This is a genomic window from Ensifer sp. SL37 (assembly GCF_026672675.1).
Taxonomy (GTDB): Bacteria; Pseudomonadota; Alphaproteobacteria; order Rhizobiales; family Rhizobiaceae; genus Ensifer; species Ensifer adhaerens.
Map to the genome: position 1 here is coordinate 1,219,944 of NZ_JAPPRN010000006.1, position 15,744 is coordinate 1,235,687.

The 15,744-nt window shown below is 63.3% G+C and carries 19 protein-coding genes; 7 read left to right on the forward strand and 12 right to left on the reverse strand.

The annotated features are described in order from the left end of the window. Positions 1–12: 12 nt before the first annotated feature. The 8 genes from pheS to OVA00_RS18100 form a co-directional block, all read right to left on the reverse strand. Positions 13–1,095 carry a phenylalanine--tRNA ligase subunit alpha gene (gene pheS, locus OVA00_RS18065; RefSeq protein ID WP_029742442.1) on the reverse strand — a complete coding sequence of 361 codons (1,083 nt, stop codon included), beginning with the start codon at positions 1,093–1,095 and terminating at the stop codon, positions 13–15. A gap of 52 nt (positions 1,096–1,147) precedes the next feature. Then, positions 1,148–1,921: a serine/threonine protein phosphatase gene (locus OVA00_RS18070; RefSeq protein WP_268089418.1), complete on the reverse strand. Its 774-nt coding sequence runs from the start codon at positions 1,919–1,921 to the stop codon at positions 1,148–1,150. A 145-nt stretch (positions 1,922–2,066) separates the two neighbouring features. Next, positions 2,067–2,471, reverse strand: coding sequence for a 50S ribosomal protein L20 (rplT, locus tag OVA00_RS18075; RefSeq protein ID WP_029742440.1), 405 nt, complete (start codon positions 2,469–2,471; stop codon positions 2,067–2,069). A 39-nt stretch (positions 2,472–2,510) separates the two neighbouring features. After that, on the reverse strand, positions 2,511–2,714 hold the full coding sequence (rpmI, locus tag OVA00_RS18080) for a 50S ribosomal protein L35 (RefSeq protein WP_025425550.1): 204 nt from the start codon (positions 2,712–2,714) through the stop codon (positions 2,511–2,513). Positions 2,715–2,936: 222 nt separating this feature from the next. Then, a complete protein-coding gene (locus tag OVA00_RS18085) occupies positions 2,937–4,304 on the reverse strand; it encodes a sensor histidine kinase (protein WP_134885635.1) in 1,368 nt (455 codons plus the stop codon). Beyond that, complete coding sequence (locus tag OVA00_RS18090) at positions 4,301–4,966, reverse strand: response regulator transcription factor (protein WP_268089419.1); 666 nt, start codon at positions 4,964–4,966, stop codon at positions 4,301–4,303. Before OVA00_RS18090 ends, OVA00_RS18085 begins: the two co-directional genes overlap by 4 nt. A gap of 9 nt (positions 4,967–4,975) precedes the next feature. After that, on the reverse strand, positions 4,976–5,434 hold the full coding sequence (locus OVA00_RS18095; RefSeq protein WP_268089420.1) for a PepSY domain-containing protein: 459 nt from the start codon (positions 5,432–5,434) through the stop codon (positions 4,976–4,978). Between the two features lie 280 nt (positions 5,435–5,714). Continuing rightward, positions 5,715–5,903 carry a hypothetical protein gene (locus tag OVA00_RS18100; RefSeq protein WP_029742436.1) on the reverse strand — a complete coding sequence of 63 codons (189 nt, stop codon included), beginning with the start codon at positions 5,901–5,903 and terminating at the stop codon, positions 5,715–5,717. Between the two features lie 15 nt (positions 5,904–5,918). Between OVA00_RS18100 and OVA00_RS18105 the strand changes: the two genes are divergently transcribed. Next, positions 5,919–6,221, forward strand: a complete 303-nt coding sequence (locus OVA00_RS18105; protein ID WP_060519580.1) for a hypothetical protein — start codon at positions 5,919–5,921, stop codon at positions 6,219–6,221. A gap of 174 nt (positions 6,222–6,395) precedes the next feature. On the opposite strand, the gene infC is transcribed toward OVA00_RS18105, so the two are convergent. Continuing rightward, entirely contained in the window at positions 6,396–6,932 is a 537-nt protein-coding gene (gene infC, locus OVA00_RS18110) for a translation initiation factor IF-3 (protein ID WP_034804663.1), read from the reverse strand. A 220-nt stretch (positions 6,933–7,152) separates the two neighbouring features. On the opposite strand from infC, the gene OVA00_RS18115 reads away from it, so the two are divergent. Together OVA00_RS18115 and OVA00_RS18120 are read left to right on the forward strand one after the other, a co-directional pair. Further along, a complete protein-coding gene (locus tag OVA00_RS18115) occupies positions 7,153–7,956 on the forward strand; it encodes an alpha/beta hydrolase (protein WP_268089421.1) in 804 nt (267 codons plus the stop codon). Positions 7,957–8,245: 289 nt separating this feature from the next. Next, positions 8,246–8,866, forward strand: coding sequence for a transglutaminase-like cysteine peptidase (locus OVA00_RS18120; RefSeq protein WP_029742432.1), 621 nt, complete (start codon positions 8,246–8,248; stop codon positions 8,864–8,866). Positions 8,867–8,940: 74 nt separating this feature from the next. Here OVA00_RS18120 and mbfA read toward each other — a convergent pair whose 3' ends face one another. Next, positions 8,941–9,924 carry an iron exporter MbfA gene (gene mbfA / locus OVA00_RS18125; protein ID WP_029742431.1) on the reverse strand — a complete coding sequence of 328 codons (984 nt, stop codon included), beginning with the start codon at positions 9,922–9,924 and terminating at the stop codon, positions 8,941–8,943. A gap of 165 nt (positions 9,925–10,089) precedes the next feature. On the opposite strand from mbfA, the gene OVA00_RS18130 reads away from it, so the two are divergent. Further along, entirely contained in the window at positions 10,090–10,920 is an 831-nt protein-coding gene (locus OVA00_RS18130) for a lipo-like protein (protein ID WP_060580593.1), read from the forward strand. Here OVA00_RS18130 and OVA00_RS18135 read toward each other — a convergent pair. After that, on the reverse strand, positions 10,910–12,151 hold the full coding sequence (locus OVA00_RS18135) for an SAM-dependent methyltransferase (RefSeq protein ID WP_268089422.1): 1,242 nt from the start codon (positions 12,149–12,151) through the stop codon (positions 10,910–10,912). The two genes, OVA00_RS18130 and OVA00_RS18135, sit on opposite strands and share 11 nt — an antisense overlap. A gap of 160 nt (positions 12,152–12,311) precedes the next feature. Then, a complete protein-coding gene (gene efp, locus OVA00_RS18140) occupies positions 12,312–12,881 on the reverse strand; it encodes an elongation factor P (RefSeq protein ID WP_029742428.1) in 570 nt (189 codons plus the stop codon). A 160-nt stretch (positions 12,882–13,041) separates the two neighbouring features. Between efp and epmA the strand changes: the two genes are divergently transcribed. From epmA to OVA00_RS18155, 3 genes are all read left to right on the forward strand, one after another. Beyond that, positions 13,042–14,094, forward strand: coding sequence for an EF-P lysine aminoacylase EpmA (gene epmA, locus OVA00_RS18145; RefSeq protein ID WP_268089423.1), 1,053 nt, complete (start codon positions 13,042–13,044; stop codon positions 14,092–14,094). Next, positions 14,091–15,143 (forward strand): lysine-2,3-aminomutase-like protein, encoded by a 1,053-nt coding sequence (locus tag OVA00_RS18150; protein WP_268089424.1) that lies wholly within the window; start codon positions 14,091–14,093, stop codon positions 15,141–15,143. Before epmA ends, OVA00_RS18150 begins: the two co-directional genes overlap by 4 nt. Before the next feature lie 169 nt (positions 15,144–15,312). Further along, positions 15,313–15,744, forward strand: a complete 432-nt coding sequence (locus OVA00_RS18155; protein ID WP_034804671.1) for a carboxymuconolactone decarboxylase family protein — start codon at positions 15,313–15,315, stop codon at positions 15,742–15,744.

A 15,744-nucleotide genomic window follows, 5' to 3' on the forward strand; every position in this document is an offset into this window, starting at 1 on the left:
ATCTACGCGCGATCAGGCCGAGAGACCGCCGAACAGCGTCGGCATGTCCAGCGGGCGGAAGCCGTAATGGGTCATCCAGCGAACGTCGGCGTTGAAGAAGTCGCGCAGGTCCGGCATGCCGTATTTCAGCATGGCGATGCGATCGAGGCCCATGCCCCAGGCAAAGCCCTGGTACTCGTCCGGATCGAGCCCGCCGGAGCGCAGCACGTTCGGGTGCACCATGCCGCAGCCGAGGATCTCCATCCAGTCGGTGCCCTCGCCGAATTTCACGATCGGGCCGGAGCGGTCGCACTGGATGTCGACCTCGAAGGACGGCTCGGTGAAGGGGAAGAAGGACGGGCGGAAGCGCATCGTCACCTGGTCCACCTCGAAGAAGGCCTTGCAGAATTCTTCCAGCACCCAGCGCATATTGGCGACGTTGGCCGCCTTGTCGATGACCAGGCCTTCGACCTGATGGAACATCGGCGAGTGGGTCGCGTCCGAATCCTGGCGGTAGGTCTTGCCGGGGATGATGATGCGGATCGGCGGCTTCTGCGCTTCCATCGTGCGGATCTGCACCGGCGAGGTGTGCGTGCGCAGCACCTTGCGATCGCCGTTCTCATCCGGGTTGAAGAAGAACGTATCGTGCATCTCGCGGGCCGGATGACCTTCGGGGAAGTTCAGCGCCGTGAAGTTGTAGTAATCGGTCTCGATGTCCGGACCTTCGGCGATCGAGAAGCCCATGTCGCCGAAGATCGCGGTGATCTCGTCGACGATCTGGCTGATCGGGTGGATGCGGCCGCGCTCGGCCGGCGAGGAGCGGACCGGCAGGCTGATATCGACAGTCTCGCGCGCCAGGCGCTCGGCGATCGCCTGGTCCTTCAGCGCCGACTTGCGGGCGGCGATCGCTTCGGCGACCGTGTTCTTCAGCGCGTTGATCTGCGCGCCGCGGGTCTGGCGCTCTTCCGGCGTCATGGTGCCGAGCGTCTTCAGGAGCTCGGAGATCGAGCCCTTCTTGCCGAGCGCGTTGACGCGCACCGCCTCGATCGATCCTTCGTCGCCGGCGGCGTCGATGTCCGCCAGGAGTGTCCGTTCCAGTGTTTCCAGTTCGCTCATTCTGTCCTGCCTCGATGCGGGAATGGGTTCGGTTCTATATCGGTTCTTGTCTTCAGGAATGTGATTGCGTCGCACCCGCCAGATAGTCCGTCGCAGCGATGAAACGGATGATATCGTTGCCCTTGCGGAAGCGCAGGACGAAGCGCGCCAGCGGCAGGAAGCGGATGAAGAGCGGCATGATTTCGGTGAGCGCCCGCCTGGCTTCCGCCGGCGCTGCGCGCTTCCAGGCGGCAAGGGCCGCGGCCGGGGTTTCCGGCTGCACGGCCCGGCTCGCCACCTGCAGGAACAGGAGCCAAAGGTCGCGCGCCTGGGCGGTCGCCAGCGGCATGACGCTCGCAGGCACCTCCTCGAAATCGAGGAAGCCGAATTCGCCGTTGTCGATGATGAAATCGCGCGGATGCGGACGTCCGTGGCAGAGACCTGCGCGGTGCAGGCGCCCGAGTTCCGCAGCGCAGCGCACCAGCAGCTGATCGTGCGCGGCGGCGTCGCTGTTGCGCAGCGGCCCCATATGCTTGCTGACCGGCAGACCAAGATGGGAGAGAACCAGCACCTTCGGCCCACGGTAGACGACCTCGGGCGTCATGAAACCGGCCGCGGAGAAGGTCGCGATCTGGCGAACTTCGCGCTCGATCATGCCCTCGACGTCGAGAAGCGGGGACGGCAACAGCACCGGAAGGCCACAGACCCGCGCGACGAAGGCTTGCGTGCGCAGCCAAAGACGAGGGCCCTGACGACGATAGCGCTTGATCCAGACCATACGATCCTTGAGCTCGCAGCGCTCAACGCGCTCCCGGCCGGCTGCAAGCGCTGCCAGCAGAGACGTCATATCGTCGTCATCAAGCTCCGGGACCGCGCATGGTCCCCTTCGATCGTGGTACACTTTCGTCCCGTAAAACAAGAAAAACCCGCGCCAGCCCTGCCAGCGCGGGTTTCCCAACTAATTTCAAAAACGATTTTGGGAAAACGCTGGCTTAACGAACAGCGCTTTCAAACTCGTTTGCCGTGCCGGCTTCCTTGAGATAGGCGAGCGCCTTCTTGGAAGCTTCGACGAGGGCGCCGAATGCTGCCGGCTCATGGATAGCCATGTCGGACAGAACCTTACGGTCAACTTCGATGCCAGCCTTGTTCAGGCCGTCGATGAAGCGGCCGTAGGTCAGGCCGAATTCGCGGACGGCAGCGTTGATACGCTGGATCCAGAGAGCGCGGAAGTTGCGCTTGTTGACCTTGCGGTCGCGGTAAGCGAACTGCTTCGAACGGTCAACCGCTGCCTTGGCGGCGCGGATGGTGTTCTTGCGACGGCCATAGAAGCCCTTGGCTGCCTTGAGCGTCTTCTTGTGCTTGGCGTGAGCGGTTACGCCGCGTTTTACACGTGCCATGTCATGATCTCCTTAACGTGTCCAATATGCCTGAAAGTCTTAGAGACCGTTGGGCAGGTAGTTCTTGATGACCTTCTTGCCATCAGGCTCCGCGAGAACCATGGTTCCACGTGCGTCGCGGATAAACTTGTTGGAACGCTTGATCATGCCGTGGCGCTTGCCAGCAGCTGCTGCACGAACCTTGCCGGTCGCGGTGATCTTGAACCGCTTCTTGGCAGACGATTTCGTCTTCATCTTGGGCATTTTGCTACTCCATTGTTCTTAAGAATCGAAACGGACAGACGAGGTCCATTTCCAGCGTTAAGAACGGCCACGGCATGCCCTGCCGGACCGTTCGGACGGGGGCTTATAACCGCACATCCCGAAAAGCGCAACTGGGGAATCGAAAGAGCGGGCTGCAAGCGGCGATCCAGTGCCTTCGGCGCCTGCGCATGCCGCCTTTTTTTTGCGACGACGCATTGCGCCTCAGGTCGGATCGCGCGGACGCCGGCTGCCGCCGCCGACGTCGAAGATCAGCGCGACCTCGAGACCGCCCAGGGCCGACTGCCCGAGCGACATGGTCGCGCCATAGGCCTCCGCTATATCGGCGCTGATCGCCAACCCCAGGCCATTGCCGGAGGCGTGGCCCGGCGCTGCATTGGCACTATGCCCCCCGCGGCGCATCGCCTGCTCGCGGTCGCCCTCGGCAACCCCCGGCCCATCGTCACCGACCGTGATCCGCACGCGCCCGTCGACCACCTCGGCCGATAGCCGGATCCGCGCCCGCGCCCATTTGGCGGCATTGTCGAGCAGATTGCCGAGACATTCGGCAAGGTCGGCCGGGTCGACGTCGAGTGAAATCGACGGATCGATGTCGACCTCCCAGACGACGTCGCGCTCCGCGGTCACGGGACGCAGGACGCTGACCAGCTTGTTGCCGAGATCGGCGAGTAAGGTCGTTGCCATGCGCTCGACGCCCATGCGGGCCGCCTGAAGCTGGCGGTCGGCGCGCTGGCGTACGAGGTCGACCTGTTCGAGCGCGATGTCGCGCTGGTGTTTCGGCAGGCTTTCGGCGAGTTGCGCCAGCACCGTCAGCGGCGTCTTCAGCCCGTGGGCGAGGTCGCTGGCGCGCGCCCGGGCCTGCGCCAGCGCCGTCGCGCGCTCCGCAAGCAGAAGATTGATTTCGCTGACGAGCGGCTGCACCTCACTTGGCCCGGCCAGGCCAAAATCCTTCTCCTCGCCGGACCGGACGCGGGCGGCTCGTTCCCGCAGCCGCACCAGTGGCAGAAGGCCGAGGGCACCCTGCAGGAATGCGGCGCCGGCAAGCACGACGGCCGTCGCCAGCAGCATCAGCCGGATACGGCCGTGAAAGGCGGAAAGAGCGTCATCGAGTTCGCTGCGCGCAAAGCCGGCAGTAACCGCGAACTGCCTGGCATCCGCGCCTTCGCCAAGCGTCAGGGCCTGGCGGTAGACAAGGATCGGCGCGCCATCCGGCCCCTCCGCTTCGAGGAAGCCCAGGTGGTGCGGCGCCGACGGGCGATCGGCATCGATCACCGTGTCCCACAGGGAGCGCGAACGCAGAGGAGTGCCGCCGTCGCGGTCGAGCTGCCAGTAGCGACCGCCGGCCGGCAGGCTCAGGCGCGGATCGGCCGGCGCGCGCGGCAGCACCAATTCACCGTTGCGCACCCGCACCTGGGCGGCAACCGTATCGACGAGCGTTGCCATTTCGGCGCGGTAGCGCCCGGCAACGTAGTCGGTAAAAAGCCGGCTCAAGGAGAGCCAGACCACCAGCAGAACCAGGCAGATGGCGACCGATGCGCCGATTGCCAGCCTCAGCCGCAACGAGCGGATCATGCGCCACCGTCCGGCAGGACATAGCCAAATCCACGCCGCGTTTCGATCGCACCGCTCTCCGTCTTCTTGCGCAGACGGGCAATCATCGCTTCCACTGCGTTCTTGGCGGCATCATCGTCGCGGCCCTGAACGTGGCTTGCCAGCTCGAGCGGCGTGACAACCTGCCCCTTGCGCTCCACGAACAGTGCAAGCATGCGGTATTCGAGCGGGCTGAGGTCGAGCGGCAGCCCGTCGAAGGTCACCCGGCGCCCCGCCTCGTCGAGGGTGAAGCGTCCGGCAGCACGCACCGACGCAACACGCGGACCGGCGCGCCGCAGAAGGGCGCGCAGCCGCGCCAGAAGCTCCTCGGCCCGAAAGGGTTTCGGCAGATAGTCGTCCGCCCCGGCATCGAAACCGTCGACGCGCTCCATCCAAGAGCCGCGCGCCGTCAGAACCAGAACCGGCGTCTCCAGCCCCGCCTGCCGCCAACGCTTCAGGATCGACAGCCCGTCCATGCCCGGCAGGCCGAGATCGAGGATGACCAGGGTGTAGTTACCGCTCTCCCCTTGCTCCCAGACATCCGGGCCATGGGTGAGCGTATCGACGCCGTAGCCTTCCGCCTCCAGCCGGCTTGCCACATGGGCCGCGATGTTGGGATCGTCCTCCGCCAGAAGAATCCGCATGTCGTTCCTCTAGAACCCGAAAATGTTCACGAACTTGCCGGTTCGAGCATTGATGCGCAGGTTGCGGATCGTGCCCTGCTCGTCGCGGGTGCGGAGCCGGTAAATCTCGCTGCCACCCGATCGCTTGAGATCGACCGCAATGACCTGGCCGTATCTGTCTTCGTCGACCAGCCGGAGAACCTCCTTCAGCGGCAGGATGTCGCCCTTTTCGACGCCGTCGCGCGCCCGCTCCTGATCGCTTCGACGGATACCGCCGGCACCATCCGGCCCTAGGTCTTCGTCGTCATCATCATCATCATCGTCTTCGTCATCATCGTCGTTGCCGTGCCCGCCACCGCCATGCGAGCCACCGTCATCATCGTCGTCGTCATCCTTGGCGAGAGCCGCCATGCCGCCGGGCTGCGGCGCGAGCGAAAGCAGGAGCGAGCAGCAGAAGAGCGCGATCAGGTCTCGTCGTGTCATCGCCATGGCTTCATCCTGTCGCAACTGCTCCTCAGCGTCGGGTCCTTCCAAATGCGTTTGCGCAAGCATCCGCCAGGTGGTTCGTCTGCGGCGACGCCGCGGGCATCGTTCGGGGCGAGCCTATGCCAGCCTTGGCGAGAACGCCAGCGACGCGCATGCCCCCGGCGCCGTTTCGGGCACAAGGGGCATGCGCTTGCCGGGTCGGGCCGCCGGGCGGGCTGGTGACGGCCGACCATCGCTCCGGCGCATGGTGTGGGGCGAATGCGCCGGGCAAATTGTGACTTGATCAGAATGCCGGCCGGATGGAGACGCTGCCGACCGGTCCCGGATTGCGCCGGATATCGCTGTCGTGCGGCTCGACCGTCACGACGCGAACGCCATGTTCGTATTCCACCTCGACCTCGAGCACACGGCCGAGATTGTCGACGGCAACCAGCGAACCATTGCGCAGGCCCCGGAGATTTTCGTCGGTCACCCGCAGCTCAATCTCATGATCATCTCGGGCATCATCGAAGTCGTCGTCGATGTCGTCGAAGCGGTCATCATCATCGTCGTCGCGATGACCGGGGCCACGATCATCGTCATCGTCTCGATCGTTGTGACGACCGTCGTCGCGGTCGTCATTGCCGCCACCACGACCGCCGTTATCGTCGCCGTCATCGTCATCGTCGGCGAGCGCCGTGGTCGAGAAGGGATTCGACGCTCCGGTGGCAACGAGGGAAGCGCCAATCGGCGCCGAAACGAGGCCGCAGACGGCGACCGTAGAAACGAGCAAGGCCTTGCGCAGTACTGAAGTCATGATCTCGGCTCCTTCTCCCGATGCGATGCGGAGAGAATGCCACGGGACGCCTGACAGCTCGCTGAGGGCGATTGTCAGCATTCTGTCAGCAAAGCCCGAAGGATCCCACAAACGAAAAAAGCCGCCCGGAGGCGGCTTTCGTCATCTCGACGGATGGGCGGCATGCGCTTAGCGCGGCGCGAGAACCATCATCATCTGGCGGCCTTCGAGCTTCGGCTCGGCTTCCACCTTGGCAATCGCCTGGGTGTCGTCCTTGACCTGCAGCAGAAGCTTCATGCCGAGTTCCTGGTGGGCCATTTCGCGACCGCGGAACTTCAGCGTGACCTTGACCTTGTCGCCGTCCTCGAAGAACCGGTTCATCGCCCGCATCTTCACGTCATAATCGTGCGTGTCGATGTTGGGACGCATCTTGATTTCTTTGATTTCGACGATCTTCTGCTTCTTGCGCGCTTCGGCCGCCTTCTTCTGGTTGGCGAACTTCAGCTTGCCAAGATCGAGGATCTTGCACACCGGCGGTTCGGAGTTCGGCGCGATTTCCACCAGATCAAGACCGGCTTCCTCCGCCATACGGAGCGCCTGGTCGATCGGGACGGCGCCGATGTTCTGGCCTTCGGCGTCGATAAGCTGAACCCGGGGCACCCGGATTTCCTTGTTTGAGCGCGGCCCCTCCTTGACGGGGGCGTCCGCTTTGAACGGTCTGCGAATGGTCGTACTCTCCTCGAGCTATTTCGAAAAATGTTGTTTAATTCGTTCGCCGGCGCGATCCCAAACGAAGCGCCTGAATCTGTCACCGACGGCAATGTGTGAATTGCGACGGGAGAGTCAATAGCACGGCTTGCAAGGAAAATCACCACCTGTCGATAGCAAGACGAATCTGTTTTAGAAAGAAAATCGCCAGCGAAACGGGCCCTTGGAGAGAATTTGCATGCAGAATACGCCAGCCGAGACGGAAATCAGCTTCATCGAGGTCGGCGCAGCGGAGGCCGCGCGCAAGATCGCGATGCGCGTGCGGTACGCCGACAAGCCGACGGATGGGCAGCCGACACTGGTCTGGCTCGGCGGCTACCGCTCGGACATGACCGGCACCAAGGCGGTCGAAGTCGAGCGCTATGCCATGGAACGGGGGGCTGGCTGCGTGCGCTTCGATTATTCCGGCCATGGCTCCTCCGGCGGCGCCTTCACCGACGGCACGATCTCGCGCTGGCTGGAAGAAAGCCTCGCCGTCATCGATCAGGCGGCACCGGGGCGCGTGGTGCTGATCGGCTCGTCGATGGGCGGCTGGATTGCCTTGCGGGTCATCCAGGAGCTCAGGCGCCGGGGCGACGGAAACCGGCTCGCCGGTCTCGTGCTGATCGCGCCGGCACCCGACTTTACCGCCGAACTGATCGAGCCCAACCTGACGGGTGCCGAGCGGGCCTCGCTTTTAGAACGCGGCTATTTCGAGGAGCCTTCCGAATACAGCCCCGAGCCGAACATCTTTACCCGCGCGCTCATCGAGGACGGCCGGGCCAACCGGGTGCTCGACGGGACGATCTCCACCGGCTGCCCGGTGCACATCCTGCAGGGCATGCGCGACCCCGATGTCCCCTACTCCCACGCCCTGCGGCTGATGGAGCACCTACCCGCCGACGACGTCGTCATGACGCTCATTCGCGATGGCGACCATCGCCTCTCGCGTGAAGAAGACATTGCTAAAATGAAACAGGCGATCGGCACGATGCTCGCCTGAGCCCATGCCGGAATAGCCCTCCCTTTTCGACCGAACCCCAAGGACGAAACCCGTCCTGTGCCGCAGATCCCCTGCGGCGCAACGGTTCGCGTGCGCCCGGTTCCGGTTTTAACCATAAAGTCCGATGCCCCGATTCCGGAGATTGACTCCGCAGCCCCGACGTTATTAACTCTTTATTAACGATTAGAGCAGCGCCGGGGACGAACCTAAACAAGCTGCCTTCAACTCAGGATTGCGCGAATGCGTCCGGACAAAGAGCGTCCGGCAAACCGCGCCGCAGGGGACTTGTATGGCGTCTTGGACTGGGGTTAAGGGAAGTATCGCGGCGTTCTGCGCACTTTTCATTTCAGCAAACACGGCAATCCCCGCACAGGCGGGATCGCCTCCCTGGATGCAGACCGGCTCCGCGACCTCGCAGCCGATCGGCCACTACGAATTCTGCCAGAAGTACAAGAGCGAGTGCAACGTACGCTCCAAGGGAACCGTCGCTGCGCGAGTGACCGAACGAGGCTGGGCAACGATCCGGCAGGTGAACGCGGCGGTCAACCGCGAGATCACGCCGATGACCGACCTGGAACTGCACGGCCGGGACGAAGTCTGGTCCTATCCGGACGGCGCCGGCGACTGCGAAGACTTCGTGCTCGAAAAGCGCAAGCGCCTGATGAGCAGGGGCTTCTCGGCAAGCGACCTGTTGATCACCGTGGTGCGCAAGCCTGACGGCGAAGGCCATGCGGTTCTGACCGTTCGCACCTCGCAGGGCGACTTCATCCTCGATAACCTCGAAAACGGCGTCAAGCTCTGGACTAACACGCCCTACCGCTACCTGAAGCGCCAGGCGTCGAACCACAGCGGCCGCTGGGTCACCATCCAGAACGGCGCGGAAGTCCTCGTTGGCTCGGTCGGCAACTGACCTCAAGACAACACGAAGAGTTTCAAAAAAGGGCCGGTCGAACCGGCCCTTTTTTAGTATCTGCCGCTCGCCCGTCAGGCGTTGCCGATCAGGATGCCGGCCGCGAGCACCAGACCGCCGCCGAGCACCACCTGGAAAGCGGCCCTGAGGAACGGCGTTTCCATGTAGCGGTTCTGGATGAAGGCGATCGCCCAAAGCTCGACGAAGACGATTACCGCTGCAGTCGCGGTCGCCGTCCAGAAATGCGGGATCAGATAGGGCAGCGCATGGCCGAGACCGCCGAGCGCGGTCATGATGCCGGAGGCAAGGCCGCGCTTGATCGGTGAGCCGCGACCGGAAAGCTTGCCGTCATCATGGGCGGCTTCGGTGAAGCCCATGGAGATGCCGGCGCCGACGGAGGCCGAGAGACCGACAAGGAAGGTCTGCCAGGTATCCTGGGTGGCGAAGGCAGCGGCGAAGATCGGGGCCAGCGTCGAGACCGAGCCGTCCATCAGGCCGGCGAGACCGGGCTGAACGTAAGTGAGGATGAACTGGCGGCGCGCGGTCTGGTCCTCCTCGGCGCGCACGTCCTCAGGCGTATGCTCTTCGCCAAGCCGACGGGCGAGCGATTCATGCGACTTTTCGGCGATCGCGAGATCGCCGAGCAGTTTGCGGGTGGCGGCATCCTGGGTTCTGGTGGCGGCCTCGACATAGAAGCGGTGCGCCGCCTCCTCCATCGCTTCGGCCTCCTCGCGCGCCTTTTCGATCGGCATTTCGGCAATCAGCCAGTCAGGCTTGCGCTCGGGGAAGTCGCGCACATGTTCGCGCCGGATCAGCGGGATGCGGTTGCCGAAGCGCTGGACGTGCAGATCGATCAACCATTGCCTGTGGTGGCTTTCCTCCTCCGCCATCTCCTCGAACACTTTTGCCGAGTGGGGGTACTGCGCCCGAAGCGCATCCGCATATGCGAGATAGATGCGCCCGTCGTCCTCCTCGGAGGAGATGGCGAGCGCCAGGATTTCCTGTTCGCTGAGAGACAAGAACGGGCGTTTGGAACGGGAGAAGAGACGGGAAAACATTGGGAGGAAACCTTCTTTAGAATAATTCTAAAATAGAAATGCAGGATCGCACCGTCAAGCCCAAAGCTATGCAATCATGTAACAATCGCTCGACAGAGTGTCGCGGCTCGGCCACCATGCCCGCCAGTTTCGAATCCCCATCCCCTCCCCGGAGCGATCGCCTCGATGAGGACCATCTATCCACTTTCCGAAAGCAAGGACACGCTGCTCGATCGTCTCGGCGCCAGGCTCGCCGCACGCCTGCAGGCGCAGACGTCGGGCTACGAGCCCTACACGCCATCCGATCAGGAAACGCTGGCGCGCACGCTGCGCCCGGGCGACATTCTCCTGATCGAAGGCAACCAGAAGGTTTCGGCAGCGATCAAGTATCTGACGCAATCGACCTGGTCGCATGCCGCCTTCTTTGCCGGTGACCAGATGCCGCTGACGCTCGATCAGGCGACACTGCCCGTCATCGAGCGGCCGCAACTGATCGAGGTAAACATCGGCGAGGGCTGCGTTGCTGTGCCGTTGAAGAAATACGCCTCGTTCAACACCCGCATCTGCCGGCCTATCGCGCTGACGCCGGATGATCGCACAGCACTCGTCGGCTTCATGATCTCGAGGCTCGGGATGAAATACGACCTGAAGAACATTTTGGACATGCTGCGCTATTTCATGCCGACGCCGCCGGTTCCGGTGCGCTGGCGGCGGCGCCTGCTTGCCTTTGGCTCCGGCGACCCGACGCGCGCGATCTGCTCGACGCTGATTGCGGCCGCCTTCGAGCAGATCCGCTATCCGATCCTGCCCGAGGTTACCCGCGCGCCCGGACGGGCGTCCGCGACCTCGACCTATTCACGCGAGGAGATCCTGCATATCCGCCATCATTCGCTCTACACGCCCAGGGATTTCGACCTCTCGCCGTTCTTCGCGATCGTCAAGCCGACGCTGGAGTTCGGCTTCGACTACAAGCGATTACGCTGGCAAGGTGACGGAGAACACCCGTTCAAAGGTTGAGAGCGAGCGCCTGTTCGCGGGCCATGTAATCGCGCTGGCGGTCGGTGATGTAGTCGCGAACGATCGGCGCCGCATCACGCGAGCGCGACAGCTGCATGTGGAAGACAAGCTGGCTGCCGGTGCGGAACATCATCTCGGCACTGATCAGATAGAACTCCCACATGCGGGCAAAGCGCTCGTCGTACAGGGCGATCACCTTGTCGCGGTTCGCGTCGAAGCGCGCGCCCCAATGGGCAAGCGTCGTCGCGTAGTGCACCCGCAGGAATTCGAGATCGCTGACCCAGAGGCTGTTGCGCTCGACGACCTCGAAGACCTCCGACAGTGCCGGCGAATAGGCGCCCGGGAAGATGTACTTGCGAAGCCACGAGCTCGCCATGCCGGGCGGGCTCATGTGGCCGATCGAATGCAGCACCGCCAGGCCGTCGTCCGGCATCAGTGCGTTCAGCTTCTTGAAGAACTCGTCATAGTGATGGACGCCGACATGTTCGAACATCCCGACCGAGACGATGCGGTCGAACGGCCCCTGCACATCGCGATAGTCCTTGAGCTCGAAACGCACCCGGTCCGACAGGCCCGCCTTGCGCGCCCGTTCGGTGGCAAGCGCCTGCTGCTCCTTGGAAAGCGTGACGCCGAGCACCTGAACATCCGCCAGCTGCGCCAAGTACATCGCGAGATCGCCCCAGCCGCAGCCAATATCCAGCACCTTCATGCCGGGCTCCAGGCAAAGCTTGGAGGCAAGCAACCTCAGCTTGTTGCGCTGCGCCGTCTCGAGCGTCTCGTTGGGCTCGCGGAAGTAGGCGCAGGAGTAGAGCATGTTCTCGTCGAGGAACAGCTTGTAGAACTCGTTGCCGAGATCGTAGTGATGCGCGACGTTCTGCTGGGCCTTGCCCTTGGGGTTGGCCTGCTGACGCTTGCGGAAGCGCATTTTTACCGCGCGCAGCAACTTCTGGATCGGGTAGGAGCCGAGCGACAGGCGGTTGATCGAAAACAGCGTCAGGAAATCGCGGAGGGTGGAGCCCTCCTCGAAGCGCATGGTGCCGTCCATATAGGCTTCGCCGGCGACCAGTTCGGCATTGAAGACGAGGCTGCGATAAAGCTTCTTGTCGGTGAGACGCATCGTCACTTCCGGTCCTGGCGTCCCGGAATAAACGTGCCTCTTGCCATCGGCATCGATCACCGTCAGGCGACCCTTGCGAATGAACGACTTCATCATATGCGACAATGGGAACATGCAGGCCCTCTCATGACACGTCGTATCGGCGCCGCATCCTAGCACCCGTTTTTCGAAATGCGCCCCTTAAATTTCTGGTTGCTTATGCGGCCTGCCCGAAACGAAAACGGGGACGGCAACCTTCGCTGCCGTCCCCGTCCAAATTGACCTGGTCGATGCCTCAGTCCTTGGCGCGCTCGACGTAGGAGCCGTCTTCCGTCGCGATGATGACGCGGGTGCCGGCCTGGATATGCGGCGGAACGAGCGTGCGGACGCCGTTCGACAGAATGGCCGGCTTGTAGGACGACGAAGCCGTCTGGCCCTTGACGACCGGCTCGGTCTCGGTGATTTCGAGCGTCACGTGGCGCGGCAGGTCGATGGCGATCGCCAGGCCTTCGTGGATCGAAAGAATGACGGCCATGCCTTCCTGCAGGTAGGCCTTGAGATCGCCGATGTCCTCGGTGGTCATGACCAGCTGGTCATAGCTTTCCGGGTTCATGAAGTGGAAGCCTTCGGCATCTTCATAGAGGAAGGTGTGCTCGCGGTCTTCGACGAAGGCGCGCTCGACCTGTTCGGTCGTGCGGTAGCGTTCGGAGACCTTCACGCCGTCGGAAATGCGGCGCATGTCGACCTGGGTGACCGGCGTGCCCTTGCCCGGGTGGAAGTTCTGGGCGGTAAGCACGACATAGAGCTTGCCGTCGACGTCGAGAACGTTGCCCTTACGGACAGATGAAGCGATGACCTTGACCATTAGTCTTCCTTGTAACAGAGGTATGCGCGACACCGCGGGCCGGAAACACGGGCCCTGAAGGACGCGGAAAGAAGGATTTCGCGCCGCCACTACCCTAATTTCGCGCAAATAGCCAGCCTGAGCCGGTATCTGCACGAAGAAAGCCTGGACTGAACCGATCATGTCGCATGCCTCACCCTGGTGGACACCCGATGTCCATGCCGACCGGCGCCCGTTTCTTCTCGGCCGCAACCGGATCCAATCGGTATTGCGCCGGTTCTTCGAGACACGCGACTTCATCGAGGTCGATACCGCGACCCTGCAGGTCTCGCCCGGCAACGAGGCGCACCTGCATGCCTTCGCGACCGAGGCGCTCAACCACGACGGAACCGGCCATCCGCTCTATCTGCACACCTCGCCGGAATTTGCCTGCAAGAAGCTGCTGGCCGCCGGCGAAGAGCGCATCGCCTGCTTTGCCCATGTCTACCGCAACCGCGAGCGCGGGCCGCTTCATCACCCCGAGTTCACCATGCTCGAATGGTACCGCGCCGGCGAAAGCTACGAGGCGTTGATGCGCGACTGCGCCGAGATCCTGGCGCTTGCGGCGGAAACCACCGGCACCAAGCAGTTCATTTTCCAGGGGCAGGCCTGCGATCCCTTCGCCGCTCCGGAGCGCCTCAGCGTGGCGGACGCCTTCGAGCGCTTTGCCGGCATCGACCTGCTGGCCTCGATCGCCGCCAATGGCGAGACCGACCGCGACCATCTGGCTGCCACGATGGCGACAGCCGGCCTTCGGGTCGCCCATGACGACACCTGGGCCGATCTTTTCAGCCGGGTGCTCGTCGAAAAGGTCGAGCCGCACCTCGGCTTCGGCCGCGCAACGATCCTCGACGAATATCCAACGGCCGAGGCGGCACTGGCGCGTCCTGCCGCACGCGACCCTCGCGTTGCCGAACGCTTCGAGCTCTATGCCTGCGGCGTTGAGCTTGCCAATGCCTTCGGCGAGCTGACGGATGCGCCGGAACAACGGCGTCGCTTCGAAATGGAGATGGCGGAGAAGGCCCGCGTTTACGGCGAGACCTATCCGCTCGACGAGGATTTTCTTGCAGCGCTCGCGATCATGCCCGAGGCAAGCGGCATCGCGCTCGGCTTCGACCGGCTGGTGATGCTGGCAACCGGAGCCGCACGCATCGACCAGGTGCTCTGGGCGCCAGTGGCGGAGACACGAGCGTGAACGCGCACCGCCCGATCAAGACCGCACGCGAACTGGTCGAAACAGGCCTCATCGACAGCGCCAAGGAGGCGGCGGTTGCCGCCGTTGCCGAGCGTTATGCCGTTGCGATCAGCCCCGTCATCGCCGGTCTCATCGATCCCAACGACCCCAATGACCCGATTGCCCGGCAGTTCGTGCCGGATGCCGCCGAGTTGACCCTGCTGCCCGAAGAGCGCGAGGACCCGATCGGCGACAAGCCGCACAGTCCCGTGACCGGAATCGTCCACCGTTATCCCGACCGAGTGCTCCTGAAGGCCGTGCATGTCTGCCCGGTCTATTGCCGCTTCTGCTTCCGCCGCGAAATGGTCGGACCCCAGGGGCTCGGCACGCTGACACCAGCCGAACTCGATGCTGCGATCGCCTATATCGCAAGCCACGAGGAAATCTGGGAGGTGATCCTCACCGGCGGCGATCCGCTGATACTGTCCCCGCGGCGGCTCGGCGAACTCATGGAACGGCTGAAGCCGATCCCGCATGTAAAGGTCGTCCGCTTCCACACCCGCGTGCCCGTGGTCGAGCCGGCACGCATCGACGCCGACCTGATCGCGGCACTCAAAGCCAGCGGCAAGGCGACCTATGTGGCGCTGCATGCCAACCACCCGCGCGAGCTGACGGACGAGGCACGTGCCGCCTCTGCTCGTCTGATCGATGCCGGCATCGTCATGATCAGCCAATCGGTGCTCTTGAGGGGCGTCAACGACGATGCCGAGGTGCTTGCCAGCCTGATGCGCGCCTTCGTCGAAACGCGGATCAAGCCCTACTACCTGCACCACCCGGATCTCGCCCCCGGCACCAGCCATTTTCGCCTGACGATCGAGGAAGGCCAGGCGCTGGTTGCCGCCCTGCGCGGCCGCGTCTCCGGCCTCTGCCAGCCGACCTATATCCTCGACATTCCTGGCGGGCACGGCAAGGCGGTGATCAGCGCTGCCTCGATCGCGGACGAGGGCGGCGGCTGCTACACCGTCACGGATTTTCGCGGCGGCGAGCACAGCTATCCACCGAAAGCCTGATGCACGGCGAGAAATCGCGACTCTCCAAATTATTGAAACTTCTTCAAAATAATCAGCTCATGCATTTTTCTTCGCGTCCTGCGAGAAAAATCATCGAGCCCGCGTCACAGCTGTCCGGCGTCGATCGTCAATTGGTCATAAGCAACACGACAACGATGGAGTTGAGACCATGACCGATACCAAGGCCGTCCGCTACGAACAGGAAATCTCCGACGTGCTCGGCGCGCTCGCCGACGTGCACAAGACCATGGACCTGCACGGGCTCGACCGCACGATCCACAATCTCGTGCAGCTGCGCGCCTCGCAGATCAACCGCTGCGGCTTCTGCGTGAAGATGCACACCAAGGAATCCCGCACCGAGGGCGAGAGCAACGAGCGGCTCGACCGCATCATCGTCTGGGACCAGGTCAATGATTTCACGCCGCGCGAGAAGGCAGCGCTTGCCTGGACCGAAGCTCTGACCGAACTCGAGCCGCGCACCGACTTTGCGCCGCTTCGCGCCGAGCTGCGCCAGCATTTCAGCGAAAAGGAGATCAGCGTCATCACCGCGACGGTGGCGATGATCAACCTTTGGAACCGCATCCAGATCTCGAGGCACTGA